We start from the raw sequence: 16,055 nt of genomic DNA, 5'->3' as shown, positions 1-16,055 counted from the left end.
TATCTCGCATTAAATTGTTTTTTATAAACAGGTTAAAGCGATTAATAAACACTAGGGTCTGTTGATCTTTTAAGGTTAAATTTGCAGCAGTCTGTTTGGTATTTAGGCAAGGCAGAGCCTATGTGGTGTGGTTATTCCCCATAAATAGGTGATAACGCAGCATCAATGCCAAACAGGCGCTGCCCTTCGGGTTCTGCCTAGGGGCGATTTACTCTTTGTTGCTCGGTTTTGACTTAGCCCACTAGGTTACAAACCTCGCGCCGCGATTAAACCGCCCCTAGTTTGAACAAATTTTAATCCGCAAAGGTCAACAGACCCTAGTAAATCCGCTAATTAACGAGCAAAGGTGTATACGATGAAAGGCGTTAAACCATTAATTTTAGCTGGTATTGTAGCCGCAAGTGCAGCAGTCCACGCCAATGATTTAAACACGGTAATTGATAAAAGCAGCGAAATTAATAATTTAGCTGCGCAATCACAAACAAAAATAGACAAGATTGCAGATTCAATGCAAGGGCGTTTACAGCAATTCAAAACCCTAAATAAAGAAATAGATGGTTTAGCCGTTTATAACGCACAGCTTACAAAACAGTTAAGTAATCAAATAGAAGAGATGGAATCGCTTAATTTATCGATGGATCAAGTATCGATTATTGAGCGCCAAATAACCCCTTTAATGCTTCGTATGATCACTGGGCTTGAACAGTTTGTTGCCTTAGACGTGCCGTTTTTAAAGCAAGAGCGAAAGCAGCGTCTTGAATCATTAAATGCAATGATGGAACGCGCTGATATTACATCAAGTGAAAAATTTCGTCGTGTCTTAGAGGCTTATCAAGTTGAGGTTGACTACGGACGCACTATTGAAGCGTATACCGCATTGCTTGATGTTGACAATAAAGAACGTGAAGTCGACTTTCTGCGCATTGGTCGTTTAGAGCTCATTTACCTTACCCGCGATGGTAAACAAGCAGGTAGTTGGGATCAAAAAACACAGTCGTTTGTTGCACTGCCTGATTCAACCATTAGTCAAATTAATAAAGGGCTTCGCATTGCTCGCAAACAACTAGCCCCCGATATGTTAACACTGCCAATTCATGCTGCAGAATAAGAGGTTTACCATGAAATTATTAACGAAAATGACAAAAATGGCCGTGTTTGCAGCCAGCTTAGGTTTTTCAGGTGCGATGTGTGCCGCTGAACCAATGAATTTGGATGCTCTATTAAAAACGTTAGAGCAGGGTAAATCAGCGCAATCAGAACAAAATAAACAACGCGAACAAGAATTTGCAGCACGTCAAAATGAACAAGTGCAAATGCTTAAAAACACCCAAGCTAAACGAAATCAGATGCTTAGCGAGTCAGAGCGTTTAGAAACGCAGTTTGAAGAAAACGAAATTAAATTGGCTAACCTGACCGATACTTTATCAAAGCGTATGGGTTCATTAAAAGAGCTATTTGGTGTGCTACAACAAGTTGCTGGAGATTCTAGCAATAAGTTTGCAACCTCGGTGGTATCGGCTCAGTTACCTGGGCGTAGTACTTTTATGGACGAATTGGCGCAACAAATGGGGTCAACATCAAAGCTTGCGTCTATTGAAGATATTGAAAAAGTTTGGTTTGAGCTACAACGCGAAATGACCGAACAAGGAAAAGTAAGCCGCTTCGATACTGATGTAATTGTTGACGGTGGCAATAAAGTACAAAAAGAAGTGGTACGTGTGGGTGCATTTAACCTGATAAGTGATGGTCAGTACCTAGAGTATACACCGGCCACCAATACCATTAGCCAACTTACTCGCCAACCAAGCAGCCGCTTTACTACGACCGCGGCTGATTTGCAGCAAGCAAACACCGGAGTGGTGCCGTTTGCGCTTGACCCAACAGGTGGTTCAATTTTAGGTTTATTAGTACAAGCTCCTGATACCAGCGAGCAAGTCCATCAAGGTGGTGCTGTTGGTTACGTTATTTTAGGCGTTGGTTTATTAGCGTTATTAATTGCGTTAGAGCGTTTTGTATCGCTCATGCTGATGGGTGGAAAAATCCGTCGTCAATTAAAAGACGATACAGCTCGTGATGATAACCCGCTAGGGCGCGTCATGAAAGTGAAAGATCAATACCCAAATGTGGCGTACGACACTCTAGAGCTTAAGTTAAGCGAAGCCATTTTACGCGAAATGCCAAAAATCACCCGTAATTTAACGCTTATTAAAATTATCTCTGTGGTAGCGCCACTGCTGGGCTTACTCGGTACAGTAACCGGGATGATCAATACATTCCAAGCTATCACTTTATTCGGTACTGGCGACCCTAAACTAATGGCAGGTGGTATTTCGCAAGCCTTAGTTACTACCGTATTAGGCCTTGTGGTTGCCATTCCAACGGTGTTTTTATACACCTTATTGAATACCCGCTCAAAAGGTTTACTACTTATTTTACAAGAACAAAGTGCAGGTATTATTGCCGAGCGAAGCGAGAAAGGAGCCTAAACCATGGTGCTATTGATTGATTCAATCAATGCTATCCGTGATTTTCTCGACACGGGTGGCCAAGTTCTCTTGGTCATTGCCGTGTTAATTTTCGCGATGTGGTTATTGATACTCGAGCGATTTATGTACTTTTTTAATGGCTATCGACACTACAAAAAAGACGTTAAGAATACGTGGAAAACTCGTAGTGAACGCAACAGCTGGAATGCAGAGCAAATACGCCAGGCCATGGTTTCACGCGCTAGTATGCGATTAAACGCAAACTTACCGCTTATTAATGTAATGGTAGCGCTGTGTCCACTATTAGGTTTACTCGGCACAGTTACAGGGATGATAGAAGTTTTTGATGTAATGGCCATTACAGGTACAGGCAGCGCACGCTCTATGGCATCGGGTGTGTCAAAAGCAACCATACCGACAATGGCAGGAATGGTCGGTGCGTTATCAGGGGTGTTTGCCTCAACCTATTTACAGCGTAAAGCAAAGCGTGAAGTTGAATTGTTGCAAGACACTATGGTGTTGGACCACTAAATAATTATTGAAAAGCGGTGAACATAATCACCGCTTATTCTAGGAGAAATAAAATGAGAGCCCCATTAGGTAATTTATTCCAAGAAGATGAAGCAGAAGAAATAAACATGACTCCTATGCTGGATGTTGTATTTATTATGCTTATTTTCTTTATTGTTACAGCCTCGTTTGTAAAAGAAGCCGGTATTGATGTAAACCGCCCAGAAGCGGCAACGGCTGTTAAAAAAGAGCGCGCTAACATATTAGTGGCTATTTCAGATCAAGGCGAAATTTGGATCAATAAACGTCAAATAGATGTACGTGCCGTACAGGCCAACATTGAACGTTTAAAAGCTGAAAATCCACAAGGTAGTGTGGTTATTCAGGCTGATAAAAAAGCCACTACAGAAACCTTGATAAAAGTGATGGATGCCTCGCGTGCAGCGGGTGTATTTGATGTTTCAATAGCGGCTCAAGAAGGGTAACGAGTGATGCGTTATGTACTTGCGTTAATTATAGCGGGTGTGGTGACCTTTATGCTGTTTTTAGGTATGCAGGCATTGATCACCGGTGGTGAAGGCGCCATGACGGAGCCTGCCAAAGGGAATGTGTTAGATTTTGTCCGTTTGAAAAAAGAAGAAACGGTACAAAAAAAGGAACGTAAACCACAAAAGCCGCCAACGCCTAAAGAGCCACCACCGCCAATGGAATCGCCACAAATGCAAAGTAGCGATAACAACGCAGCCAGCAACAACTTTGATTTTGCTGCCAATGTCGATGCGGATGTAAATCTAGCGGGTGGATTAGCGTTAGAAACCAGTGATGGTGAGTATTTACCCATAGTAAAAGTGGCACCGGTATACCCAAGGCGTGCTTTGTCGCGTGGTATTGAAGGGTATGTCATTGTTGAATTTACAGTGACAAAGCAAGGCACGGTTAAAGAGCCGCAAGTTATTAAAGCCGAGCCAGAGTCATTATTTGATAGAGCAGCGATGGATGCGGCCCTTAAATTTAAATATAAACCGCGCGTGGTTAATGGTGAAGCCGTTGAAGTAGCCGGTGTGCAAAATAAAATTTCTTTCCAAATTAATGGTTAATTCTGTTAAGTAAGCAAAGAGTGAACGTGAGGCAATTATGAAATTAAAACTAACAACCAAGCTATTAAAGCTGAGTATGTTGTGCACTGTTGCAATCAGTGCCAGCGTTGTTACACCAAGTGCATTGAGTGTATTTCCGGGTGTAAATTTGGCGACAGTACAGGCCGCTGAACAGCAAAAAACAACACGAGTGCCCGCACTGCGTGAAAAAGTATACAGCCAATTAGCTCGCGCCCAAAAACTTGCGGATGATGGCGACAGTAAAGCGGGCTTGGCTGCGCTTGACAGCATACAAGCGCGCTCATCAAGTATGAACTCTTATGAAATTGCGATGATGCATAACTTTTATGGGTTTATTTATTACAATGAAAACGACCTTGTAAAAGCGATTGCTTCATTTGAAAAAGTGATTGCCGAAGATGGCATTCCAGAAACACTGCGTTTGAGCACAACATTCAGCTTAGCGCAGCTTGCTATGGCTAACAGTGACTATAAAAAGGTGATTGCATTTTTAGACAAATGGGATGCTATAAACACTAAGCCTAAAACCGACGCCTATTATTTATTAAGGGCGCAAACCTACTATCAATTAAAAGACTATAAGCAAGGCCTGAGTTACATTACGCAAGCCATTAACTTAAGTGATAGCGAAGGCAAAGTACCCAAAGAAAACTGGCTGGTACTGCAACGCGCTATGTATTACTCACTTAACCAAACCGATAAAGTAGTGAGCGTACTTGAGCGTATGGTAAAGCTTTACAATAAACCTGAGTATTGGGTGCAATTAGCCGGTATGTACGGTGAAACTGGGCAAGAAAAACAGCAGCTTAGTGTTTTAGAGGCTGCTTACCAGCAAGGGTTTTTAACCTCTAAATCTGACTTAAGGCAGCTTGCGCAGGTATATTTATATAATCAGCTTGCTTATAAAGCAGCCAGTGTAATGAGTAAAGCAATAGAGCAGGGGATTGCTGAACCCACTGCTAAAAATTATGCCTTTGTAGCCGAGGCCATGGTACAAGCTAAAGAAGATGCTAAGTCGATTAGTTACTTTACCAAAGCTGCAGAGCGTTCAGAGCATGGTAAGTACGATCAGCGTCTAGCTGAAGTGTATGTAAACACAGAGCAGTATGACGAAGCTGCCGATGCAGCGCGAATGGCACTGGATAAAGGCGGCCTTGATTTTGAATCAAATGCGTTTGTTGCTTTAGGGATGGCGCAATACAATTTACAAAATTTTGATGCGTCTATCCTTGCGTTTGAACAAGCCGAAAAGCACAAAAAGTCGCAACGTTTAGCCCAGCAATGGATCAAATATGTAAAACGCGAAAAAGTGCATGCGCAAACATTAAAAACAGCACTTCTTTAATTTTTTATAGTGCGTCTATTGGTTCTTAACTGACGCACTAAAAACCGCTTCATAATTGCACTACTCAAACCACACTAACATTCGGTTAGTGTGGTTTTTTTGCCTGCCTTTTTAAAGCAACCAATTGATTTTTAATTAATTAACATTGTCATTTTATGTTTATTAAAGTGTAACTTCATTGTCATAACACTCCCGTATTGTACTTCGTATTCGATAACTCAAGTGACCTTAATGCATGAGTATCGTGCCTTAAAGTGACTTAAGTTATTACTTAAAGCGCTAACACAATAATTAAATACTTTTACGGAGTGAACAATGAAATTATCTGGCTTATTCAAAATCAGCTTAGTGGCTACAGCAATGACACTTGCTGGTTGTGGTGGTGATATAGAAATTACACCAACCGTTAATGATAACAGCACCAGTACAGACAACAGTGTTAATAATTCTAATAACAACACCGGTTCAACAACGGATGATGAGGCTGTATGTGCAAGCTATGAATCAGATGCAGGCACGGTTACAGGTGTGGTCAGTGGTATAGATTGCTTATACAACGATTCATTTTCAAGTAAAACTATTTCAATTACTAACAATATTACTTTTAAAGAGTTACCTGGCGGTGGTGTACATGTATTTGCTGACGCCCTGCAGATTGGTGAAGATGGCAACACTGTTGATGGCTTTTCTATTCCTACTAATGGCCCAACGATGACTGTAGAGCCTGGCGCAACCCTTGCGTTTCAATCAGGTGAAGCGATTTTACGCATTGCACGTGGTGCAAAAATTCAAGCCGTGGGTACAGCAGAAAAACCAGTAGTATTTACCTCAGCTAATGCCTTTGACCGTTTTGATACAGCTGGTGAAGGTGCACGTTATGCTGACTGGGGTGGTATTATCATTAATGGCCAAGGTATTACAGATCAATGTACTGATGCAGAGCGTGATGGCGGTACATGTAACGTAGCCTCTGAAGGTATTACAAGCTACTTTGGTGGTAACGATAATAGCGATTCAAGCGGTAATATTAAATGGGCTAAAGTATGGTATGCAGGCTCTGGCCCTCGCGTAGGTGGTGAAGGCGACGATTTAAATTCATTAACACTTAATGCTGTTGGTTCAGGCTCTGAGTTTGATTACATTCATATTCACCAAGGCTTTGATGACGGTATTGAAATTTTTGGTGGTGCAACCACGCTTAAGCATATTGCAGTGACTGATACCCAAGATGATTCGTTTGACTTTGATGCTGGTTGGCAAGGTAAGGCACAGTACTTATTTGTTCAGCACGGTACAGTAACGCTAAACGACGGTTCAGTGGTTAATATGGGTAACAATGGTTTTGAGTCTGACGGTGTTAAAGGTTCATCTTCTGCGCAAGTATCACCTTCAAACCCTATGGTTGCTAACGTGACGGTAATCACCACTGATGGCAATTCAGTTCGTGATGATGACCCTTCACAAGCTTACAAGTTTGATGACCAATTTAATTCAAGCATTTATAACGCGTTAATCGTTAAGAAAAACGCCGTTAATACTCAATGTATTGAATTCTCAGGTGATGGTGAGAAGCAAGCCGATAACATCTCTTTTACTAGCTCAGTAATGGCGTGTTCAAATAATTTCGCTAATACCGATACTTTTGCTGGTGGCCCACTTGCTGGACAAACTAAAACTGCCTGGTTTGAAAATGGCGGTGCCAGTGAAATTTTAACAGATGACGTTGCTGTTCTTGCTGCGAATGGTTTTGCTACTAATACGGCTTCTTCAGATGTGAGCGTCACTGCCACTGATTTAAGTACAACAGATGCGTTCTTTGATTCTGTTAATTACATCGGTGCCGTATCGGATCAGGATACAACGTCAAATTGGTATAAATGGGTTGAAGCAGCAGTAGCCGCAGCTAACGCAGACTAATTTAACACTATTTATAAACTTTTGAAGGCGCCTTGGAGCTTGCATAATAAGCGTTTGGCGCCTCTTTTGTATAATCTGATCAGGATGTATCTTATGTCTAAAAAGCATAGACTTAATCAAATTACATGGGCGATTGGTTTAGGGCTGTGTGCCCAATCTGTAAGCCTGTTTGCTGCGCAAAATGATGTTGATGTAGCCCAAGAAATAGAAGAAGTAGTGGCAGTAGGTACGCGTTTACAAGGCAGTGCTGCTGCTGTGGTTGAAGAGCGAAAAAACCAAGCCTTTGTAGCCGATATTTTAGGCTCAGAGCAATTAGCGCGTACTGGCGATAGCGATGCCGCTTCTGCTCTTCGGCGTGTAACCGGTTTAACCCTCGTTGATGGCAAGTTCATTTATGTGCGTGGTTTAGGTGAGCGTTATTCGAGTGCACGTTTAAATGGTGCGTACATACCCAGCCCCGATTTAACTCGCAATGTGATCCCGCTTGATATTTTTCCCGCTAGTATTATTTCCAGCATGGCGGTACAAAAAGCTTACTCACCAAATATGCCTGCCGCGTTTGGTGGCGGTAATATTGACATTAGAACCAAAGCTGCACCAAGCGAGTTTACAGCGGGTGTAGAGGTGGGTGTTGGTTATAACACCGCGGCAAGCGACGGTTTTACTTACAACCGTAAAGAAAGCGGACTCCCTGATGCGTTATCATCTGCAATAACACAATACCGAGGTGATTTTAGTATTGGTAACATTGTAAAGCGCGATGGCTTAGTCGATGGTGACACAACACGTGCAGAGCAAGCGACTGCGATTAACAACGAATTACTGAAGTCGTTACCGCGTGGTTATGAGTTAAAAGAAGACTCTCTCGATCCACAATACAATATTAAAGCCCATTATGGTGATAGCTTTAGCGAATCTTACTTTGGCGGCAAGTTAGGCTTTATGCTTTCTGGTGCTTATAAAAACGAGTGGGATTTTGAAGACCGATTTAGCTCAGTGATAAGCCAAGATTTAAAAAATGAAGACGGCAAAATTGACTGTACGACAGCACTAAATACTGCCGATGATGTTGCAAATTCATGTTTTAATACAGTAAAAAATGCTCAAGTGACCACAGAAAACGAGCGTTATAATGCGTCATTTAGTTTAGGCTATACCCTAGATACCCACAGCATATCAGCGCAGCAGCTGTACATTATTGATAATGAAGATGAGTCTGAAATTGCGATTTCGCAAAGTCCAGCGGGCAGTTCAACATTCAGTATTGCAGGGGATGGCGTTGCTAACCGTAACCATACTTTTAACTATGAAGAGCGACAACTCAATATTACCCAGTTTATTGGTCAGCACACCTTTTTAGATTACATGGGGATTGGCGCTGATTGGCAGTATACCGAAGCGAAAGCAACAACGGATATTCCGACTAATGCTGACTTTGAATTTCGCGATGAGTACAACACCGACGGTTCGTATGCGGGTTCTCAAATTACAGGTGATGATAACCGTGTTATTATGTCATACACCAACATGGAAGAACGCGTAAAGTCTTACAGTGGTAATTTAAACTTACCGCTTAGCTTTGACAGCATGGATGTTGAATTTAAAGTAGGCTATGACTTCTCAGATAGAGCACGTATTTTTAATACCTCCAGTTTTGCTATTAATAATAGTGGTGGTGCTGGTATCACTATAAATGACGGCAGTGATAATGCGCTCAATAATAGCGGATACCTAAGCGATGAATTTATTAATAATAACGCGATACTGGTTGATTTTAATGAACCAACAGCCCCTGATGCGGATGATTACCTAGCAGGACAAAAAGTTGATGCGGGTTATGCCTCATTTGATGTGTTTTATGATCAATGGCTACGCATTAGCGGTGGTGTACGCTATGAACAATTTAAACAAACGTCTATTGGTACATCTAGCCTAATATTTGATCAAGATGACTTGAATACTTTCTACGACCCTGAAAAAATTCAAGCGGGCTCTATTGTTTCAGACGATTGGTACCCTGCGCTTTCTGTTACCTACGTAGGCGCTTACAACTATCAAGTACGTGCTGGTTATGGTGAAACGGTAGTTCGTCCGGATTTTCGTGAAGTGGTACCGGTTACCTACTTTGATCCACTTACCGATATTAGAACATTTGGTCGTACAGGGCTTAAAAGTAGCCCGATTAAAAACTATGACTTACGTTATGAATATTACGGTGAAGCCGGTAATTCGTTTAGTGTTGCTGCCTTTTATAAAGACATTACAGCCCCCATTGAAACCGTTCTTAATATTGGCGATGAAGACTATTCAGCCTCATTTATTAATGGTGAAACTGCTGAGGTCTACGGTATAGAAGCTGAATGGTTGCAAGACCTCACGTTTTTATCTGAAGGCTTATTTACCAGTGGTAATATTACTTTGAGTGACTCAGAAGCGTCTATCGATCCTGCGCTTGCCGGTACGTTAACTAATCCTAAAAAACGTATGACGGGTCACTCAGAGTACGTTGTTAATTTGCAACTTAACTATGATTCACTCGATGGTATGCACAGTAGCTCTTTGGTTTATAACGTATTTGGTGAGCGTATTTTAGCAGCAGGTGTAGCGAGTCGAGATGATGCTTATGAGCAGCCATTTCATTCATTAGATTTAGTTTATACCTTTTACCCTGATTTTAATTCTAAGGTGAAGTTTAAAGTTAAAAATCTACTTAATGAAGATCAGGAAGTATCGCAATCAGATATTATTGTTCGCTCTAAAGAAGTCGGTATGAACTTTGATATTAGTTATAGTTACGAGTTTTAAGTAAAAGCCCAAGGATAGGATTTATAACAACGCCTAACTACTTATTAGCCCTGTATTTTATACAGGGCTTTTTTATGTGTATGAAAAATATTTGAGTTACAGTTTATTGACTAGTTTTAGCGTGCTGGTGGTGTTAGCTTAGGACTGTAAAAATTAAATCTCACGCAATGAATTTTTAATTTTTAATGTATAGGCTCCTTTTATGAATCAAACAGTGGAACAAACAATGAAAAAAGTAGGATTAGTCGGATGGCGCGGCATGGTAGGCTCAGTGTTACTCGAGAGAATGGAACAACAACATGATTTTGCACATATCGACACCACCTTTTTCACCACCTCACAAGCAGGTCAGCTTGGCCCTGAGTTAGCGGGTGCAGCTAAACCGCTTTTAGATGCCAGCGATATTTCTGAGCTTGCAAAAATGGACATTATTGTTACCTGTCAGGGTGGCGATTATACCAATGCGGTGTATCCAAAATTACGTGAATCAGGTTGGGATGGCTATTGGATAGATGCAGCCTCTGCACTGCGCATGAGTGACGACAGTATTATCGTACTTGACCCTGTTAACAAAGATGTGATTGAACAAGGGCTAGAGCAAGGCGTTAAAACCTTTGTAGGTGGTAACTGCACGGTTTCACTTATGCTACTAGCGCTGGGTGGTTTATTTGAGCAAGACCTAATCGAATGGGTCAGCCCAATGACCTACCAAGCAGCATCGGGCGCCGGTGCACGCAATATGAAAGAGCTCATTGCCCAAATGGGGGCTATTCATGCAAGTGTTGCACAGCAACTAGATAACCCAAGTTCAGCTATTTTAGAAATTGATAAAATAGTCAGCGAAAAAATGGCATCAAGCGATTTGCCACAAGACCAGTTTGGTGTGCCGCTAGCAGGTAGCTTAATCCCATGGATTGATGTGCCTATGCCAAGCGGTCAATCTAAAGAAGAGTGGAAAGCGCAAGTAGAAGCCAACAAAATTTTAGGTTCATCTAAACAGCCTGTGCCTATTGATGGTTTATGTGTACGCATTGGTGCAATGCGTTGTCATAGCCAAGCGATGACCATTAAATTACGTGAAGACATTAGCGTAGAAAAAATAGAAGAAATTTTAGCCTCGCACAATGAGTGGGTTAAAGTAATTCCTAATGAGCGTGACATTACCAGTACCGACTTAACCCCAGTTAAAGTAACCGGTACGTTAAGTATACCTGTTGGCCGTATTCGCAAACTCGCCATGGGGCCAAAATATATCAGTGCCTTTACCGTAGGCGATCAGCTTTTATGGGGCGCAGCGGAGCCACTTCGCCGTATGTTACGCATTATTGTAGACGGTGAATAATTCTCTAATTTATTAATTTAAAGGGTTAGCTAGGGCTAGCCCTTTTTATTAACCTTGCGAATCAATATTAATATTCTTGTCTCATTTCTTGCTCAACGCCTTTAGTCACACTATATTTTTAAGAGTGTTTTTAGAGGTTAACTTCATGAATATATCAAAAAAATTAAAGCTCTCTTTTGCATCAGCAATTGCTCTACCGTTATTAATTATAGCCGCTTTAGTTATTTCTCAAACCAGAGAGCAAGCACTGGAAAATTTCTCCGTACTAAGTGAACGAGAAGCCCGGCAAGTTGATAACGCAATTACCATGTTTTTTGCTGAAATTGCCAAAAATGTTGATTACTTAGCCTCTCATGAAACAATTAAAAATGCCCGTGAAAACATAAAAACACATATGGATATCGGCACTGAGGTAATGCTTGATCATCCTAATCAAAGCCCAACAGAGCAAGCTGCTTATAGTTTATTTAATCACTTTGGTGAGACTCACCCTGGGCTTGCTTATATTTACATGGGGAATGAACAAGGTGGTTATGTTCAATGGCCTATGGGAAACGTAAATGCTAATTACGACCCCCGTCAGCGCCCATGGTATAAAACCGCTAAACAAGCGAACGGCAAAACAACCCGCACTAATGCTTACTACTGGGCAGCTGATGATTTAGTTATTGTATCCACGGTTAAAGCCATTATTGATAACGGCGAGTTAATTGGTGCTCAAGGGATGGATGTTTCATTAGGAGGGCTTACTGACATTATTGCCGATATTAAATTAGGCGAAACAGGCTACTTAATGTTGATTGAAGACAGCGGCAGTGTGCTGGTGGATGTGAAACACCCAGATTACCGATTTAAAAACTTAGCTGATATTGAGGGCGGAAAATATGCCGATTTAGCTAAAAATAACCAAGGCCTGTTTGATGTCGATATTGATGGAAAACAGTATATGGCCAATATTTACACGTCTCCCATTTTGGGGTGGAAGTTTATTGGGGTGGTAGAAAAGTCTGAGGTAATGAGCGCGGCCAATGCAATGGCTTATACCATTTTAATTATTAGCGCGATATTAATTGCCGCATTTATCGCGATAGCGAGCTATATTTCTAAACTTATTTCTGCTCCTATTGTTGAGGTAAGCGACGGTTTAACTGAAATATCACAAGGAGGAGGGGATTTAACCCAGCGCCTAGCGATAAAAACTAAGGATGAAACCGCTAAATTAGCCACTAGTTTTAACTTATTTTTAAATTTGATCAGTGAGCTGGTGACGCAAATTAATGAGTGTGCGCAAAATGTCAGCAAAACTTCATCGCAAACTTCATCGCAAGCTGCACAATTAACAAGCTCTACCAGTCAACAACAACAAGCCTTAGAAATGGCGGCAACGGCTATTAATGAAATGGCTGCCACTGCTAATGAAGTATCGAGTAGTTGTGCGAATGCGGCGGATTTAGCGGTTCAAACTCAGCAAGCATCGGACTTGGGGCAATCGGTTATTACACAAACCGTAGAAAGTGTGGTTCAGCTGTGCGATGTAATAAATAATGCTTCAGCAGACATTACTAAGCTCGATAGTGAAAGCGAAAATATTATGTCTATTTTGAGCGTTATTCGCGGTATTTCTGAGCAAACCAATTTACTAGCATTGAATGCTGCAATAGAAGCTGCGCGCGCTGGAGAGCATGGGCGTGGTTTTGCAGTGGTTGCTGATGAAGTGCGTGCGTTATCGCAACGCACTGCCGAGTCGACCGAAGAAGTGGCGTCGCAGTTAGATAAACTACGTACTATGTCATCTAAAGTGTCTAAAGACATGGAACGCAGTATAGAAACCACCAATAAAACTGTAGAACTTGCGCATTCTGCGCAACAACAGTTTAGCGAGATCACAGCCTCTATTGTTAATATTAGCGATTTAAATACCCAAATAGCCACCGCAGCTGAAGAGCAGCAACACGTAGCTGAAGACATAAACCGAAACGTTATCGAGATTAAAAATGCAGCCGATGAGGTCAGTGATATTGCTGTTAGCACCAGTGACAACGGGAATGAAATGAGCCGTCTTTCATCGATATTAACGGACTTAGTAGGCAAGTTTAAAGTATAAATAAAAGGGCAAGTGCATACTTGCCCTTTTATACCTGCTATTTATTTTTAAGTAATTGCTTTAACTCTGTTAGCTGTGCTTTTAATTCGTTTACTTGGCCTTGGGTGGCCGGTAGTGAGTCGTTATCGGCTTGCTCTTCACGTGCATTGCGATGCTCTTCACTCATCACCTCTAAGATTGCCCCGACCATCATATTTAAAAATACAAATGCAGTTAAAAAGATAAAGGTTAAGTAAAAAATCCAACTTAATTTGTATACCGCCATGGTTTCGTACATCACGTCGGTCCAATCTTCGAAGGTGGCTATTCTAAACAAGGTGAGCATAGAAATAGACACATCGCCCCACAGTACCGGGTTTATCTCAGCAAACAACATGCTACCTGTAGCGGCATAAATATAAAAAATTACAAACATTAGCAGCGCAATGTAGCCCATTTGCGGGATAGCTTTTATTAGTGAGTTCACTAATAAGCGCAGCTCTGGGATCATAGACACCAAACGTAGTACGCGGAAAATACGCAGCAGTCGAGCAATAAAAATAGTCGAGCCTGCCGCAGGGTATAAACTTCCGATCACTATAATGAAGTCAAATATGTTCCAGCCTTTGGAGAAAAAGTCTCTGATACCTTTACTGGCAATATAACGAATAACTAGTTCGATTAAGAAAAACACCGTAATGCCTATATCCATCCAATGTAGAAATAGCTCAGCGGTAGGGTGTAACGAATAGGTATGTGCACCTACGGTCAGTGCAGAAACAACAATAACTGCAATAACAAATGATTGAAATAATTTACTTTTATCGATACGCTGGAACAGCTCTTGTAACTGCGACAACATCATAACGTGCCCTTAACGGTTATAAATACAAAACCAGTGCAATATACAGCAAAAATAACGAAAATCAGTAGTTTTCCGGTTTAAATATAAGGAATTTTGAATGTTGAATCATAACTTAAAGTATCTACTTTCGTTATCGGTAATCGTAGTGTTAGCAGGGTGTAGCAGTGATAGCCGTTATCATGAAATTCAATCAGCTCGATTAGGTGAGTGCAGCCATATGGCTGACAAGGAATACCATGAATGTGTTAAACAACAACAAGACAGCTACAAAGAATTTAAAAAGCAACAAACCGCCGAGCAGTAATAAACAATGACCAAAACCCAAAAGCAGCTAGATAAACGTATTCGTCAGCAATTAACACTGGCTTGCGAGCAAATAAAAGATAATGTTGAGGGTTTTAGCTTTCTTACCCATTCGGCAGATTTAAATAATTTACCTTCAAAGTTTACCGTAAGCTGTTATTTTATTGATGCTATTGCACTAGAGCATGCTAAACAAAAAAATCAGCTAGATTACATTGAACAGCTTATTTGCAATGCATTAGCTAGTTTAAATATTCATATAAAAAACAATGCGGTTTCATTTTTTAAGCAGTAAAAATAGGTATGTTGTTTTTGTTTAGCTATTCTTCATTTTAACGTAGTTCAGGCATTTATAGGCCTAGTAAAAGCTTTAATATAGAGAGATTTTATTAAGCAGGCTATAATCCCCAAAAATAGCAAAAGAGATTATATATGGCTGTTCCAACACGTTCACAAATAACACCCGGCACAGAGGTTAATATTGTGCTTAAACAAGATCAACGCAGTGGTACATTAACTAATGGTATTGTGTCGCGTTTATTAACCAAGTCGCCTAATCACCCGCATGGTATTAAAGTACAATTAGAAGACGGCCAAGTGGGTCGGGTAAAAGAGATCCTTGCATGAGTGAGCTAACCTTAACTGATTTTTGGCGCTTGGTTACTGTCGAAGATAAAACCGCAGAGCCCGATTCAGTGTGCCAATCGCTTAAGTCGGCACTGAGTGACTTATCAGATGAGCAATTAATTGAATTTGATAAACAGTTTAGTATTTGTATGCGCCAAAGTTATACTTGGGATTTATTTGGTGCGGCGTTTGTCATGGCAGGCTGTAATGACGAATATGGCTTTTCAGAATTTCGTTGTTGGTTAATATCCCGTGGTGAAGCCGTATTTAAAGCCGCACTAGAAAACCCTGATAGTCTAGCTCAGTGTACACCGCTTTATTTTTTAAACGAGCAACCTTACCCGTATTTAGATGAGTATGACCTAATTGCAGGTTTGTTATATGAAGAACGTAATGACGATGAATTACCGTTTATTCCCTCAGGGCTTGAACAACCTAAAGGCAAACGCTTTAAAGACAAGCCTAAGTTTTTAAAACAAAGTTACCCGCAGTTATTTGCAAAATATTGGCAGTAAGACGTTAATATTGCATAACTCTTAACAACTTTTTAAAACATGAAACTGCGTGGATATTTAATTTTTCTATGCAGTTTCTTTGTTCTTTTATCATTTATTTTTTGCATCCTTAAAATTCAAATCACGGTTTCAATTAATT

General features: G+C 40.9%; 15 protein-coding genes. 14 read left to right on the top strand and 1 reads right to left on the bottom strand.

Features of this window, described 5'->3' with window-relative positions:
* Positions 1 to 355: 355 nt before the first annotated feature.
* From BW139_RS15060 to BW139_RS15015, 10 genes are all read left to right on the top strand, one after another.
* Positions 356 to 1,108, top strand: a complete 753-nt coding sequence (locus BW139_RS15060) for a DUF3450 domain-containing protein (RefSeq protein ID WP_076920205.1) — start codon at positions 356 to 358, stop codon at positions 1,106 to 1,108.
* A 10-nt stretch (positions 1,109 to 1,118) separates the two neighbouring features.
* Positions 1,119 to 2,486, top strand: coding sequence for a MotA/TolQ/ExbB proton channel family protein (locus BW139_RS15055; RefSeq protein ID WP_076920204.1), 1,368 nt, complete (start codon positions 1,119 to 1,121; stop codon positions 2,484 to 2,486).
* Between the two features lie 3 nt (positions 2,487 to 2,489).
* Complete coding sequence (locus BW139_RS15050; protein ID WP_008111501.1) at positions 2,490 to 3,017, top strand: MotA/TolQ/ExbB proton channel family protein; 528 nt, start codon at positions 2,490 to 2,492, stop codon at positions 3,015 to 3,017.
* A 53-nt stretch (positions 3,018 to 3,070) separates the two neighbouring features.
* Positions 3,071 to 3,481 (top strand): biopolymer transporter ExbD, encoded by a 411-nt coding sequence (locus BW139_RS15045; RefSeq protein ID WP_008111500.1) that lies wholly within the window; start codon positions 3,071 to 3,073, stop codon positions 3,479 to 3,481.
* A 6-nt stretch (positions 3,482 to 3,487) separates the two neighbouring features.
* The gene (locus BW139_RS15040) at positions 3,488 to 4,093 is read left to right on the top strand and encodes an energy transducer TonB (RefSeq protein WP_008111498.1); all 606 of its coding nucleotides are present in this window, start codon (positions 3,488 to 3,490) and stop codon (positions 4,091 to 4,093) included.
* Between the two features lie 37 nt (positions 4,094 to 4,130).
* Positions 4,131 to 5,459: a lipopolysaccharide assembly protein LapB gene (locus tag BW139_RS15035; RefSeq protein WP_076920203.1), complete on the top strand. Its 1,329-nt coding sequence runs from the start codon at positions 4,131 to 4,133 to the stop codon at positions 5,457 to 5,459.
* Between the two features lie 315 nt (positions 5,460 to 5,774).
* A complete protein-coding gene (locus BW139_RS15030; RefSeq protein ID WP_008111496.1) occupies positions 5,775 to 7,376 on the top strand; it encodes a hypothetical protein in 1,602 nt (533 codons plus the stop codon).
* 93 nt (positions 7,377 to 7,469) lie between these two features.
* Positions 7,470 to 10,181 carry a TonB-dependent receptor plug domain-containing protein gene (locus tag BW139_RS15025; RefSeq protein ID WP_076920202.1) on the top strand — a complete coding sequence of 904 codons (2,712 nt, stop codon included), beginning with the start codon at positions 7,470 to 7,472 and terminating at the stop codon, positions 10,179 to 10,181.
* A gap of 202 nt (positions 10,182 to 10,383) precedes the next feature.
* Positions 10,384 to 11,523: an aspartate-semialdehyde dehydrogenase gene (gene asd, locus BW139_RS15020; protein WP_076920201.1), complete on the top strand. Its 1,140-nt coding sequence runs from the start codon at positions 10,384 to 10,386 to the stop codon at positions 11,521 to 11,523.
* 145 nt (positions 11,524 to 11,668) lie between these two features.
* Positions 11,669 to 13,627, top strand: coding sequence for a methyl-accepting chemotaxis protein (locus BW139_RS15015; RefSeq protein WP_076920200.1), 1,959 nt, complete (start codon positions 11,669 to 11,671; stop codon positions 13,625 to 13,627).
* A gap of 37 nt (positions 13,628 to 13,664) precedes the next feature.
* Here the strand turns inward: BW139_RS15015 and BW139_RS15010 are convergent, their stop codons facing one another.
* The gene (locus tag BW139_RS15010; RefSeq protein ID WP_175611416.1) at positions 13,665 to 14,468 is read right to left on the bottom strand and encodes an ion transporter; all 804 of its coding nucleotides are present in this window, start codon (positions 14,466 to 14,468) and stop codon (positions 13,665 to 13,667) included.
* Positions 14,469 to 14,568: 100 nt separating this feature from the next.
* Between BW139_RS15010 and BW139_RS15005 the strand changes: the two genes are divergently transcribed.
* From BW139_RS15005 to BW139_RS14990, 4 genes are all read left to right on the top strand, one after another.
* Complete coding sequence (locus BW139_RS15005; RefSeq protein ID WP_008111491.1) at positions 14,569 to 14,775, top strand: hypothetical protein; 207 nt, start codon at positions 14,569 to 14,571, stop codon at positions 14,773 to 14,775.
* 6 nt (positions 14,776 to 14,781) lie between these two features.
* The gene (locus tag BW139_RS15000) at positions 14,782 to 15,069 is read left to right on the top strand and encodes a hypothetical protein (RefSeq protein ID WP_076920199.1); all 288 of its coding nucleotides are present in this window, start codon (positions 14,782 to 14,784) and stop codon (positions 15,067 to 15,069) included.
* 137 nt (positions 15,070 to 15,206) lie between these two features.
* Positions 15,207 to 15,401, top strand: a complete 195-nt coding sequence (locus BW139_RS14995; protein WP_008111487.1) for a YwbE family protein — start codon at positions 15,207 to 15,209, stop codon at positions 15,399 to 15,401.
* Positions 15,398 to 15,916, top strand: coding sequence for a DUF4240 domain-containing protein (locus BW139_RS14990; RefSeq protein ID WP_076920198.1), 519 nt, complete (start codon positions 15,398 to 15,400; stop codon positions 15,914 to 15,916). The genes BW139_RS14995 and BW139_RS14990 overlap by 4 nt, the downstream gene beginning before the upstream one ends.
* Positions 15,917 to 16,055: the final 139 nt, after the last annotated feature.

It is taken from the genome of Pseudoalteromonas sp. SK18 (assembly GCF_001974855.1).
Lineage (GTDB): Bacteria > Pseudomonadota > Gammaproteobacteria > Enterobacterales > Alteromonadaceae > Pseudoalteromonas.
Note: the sequence above shows the minus strand (reverse complement) of the source record. Positions and strands in the feature narration are given on the sequence as shown.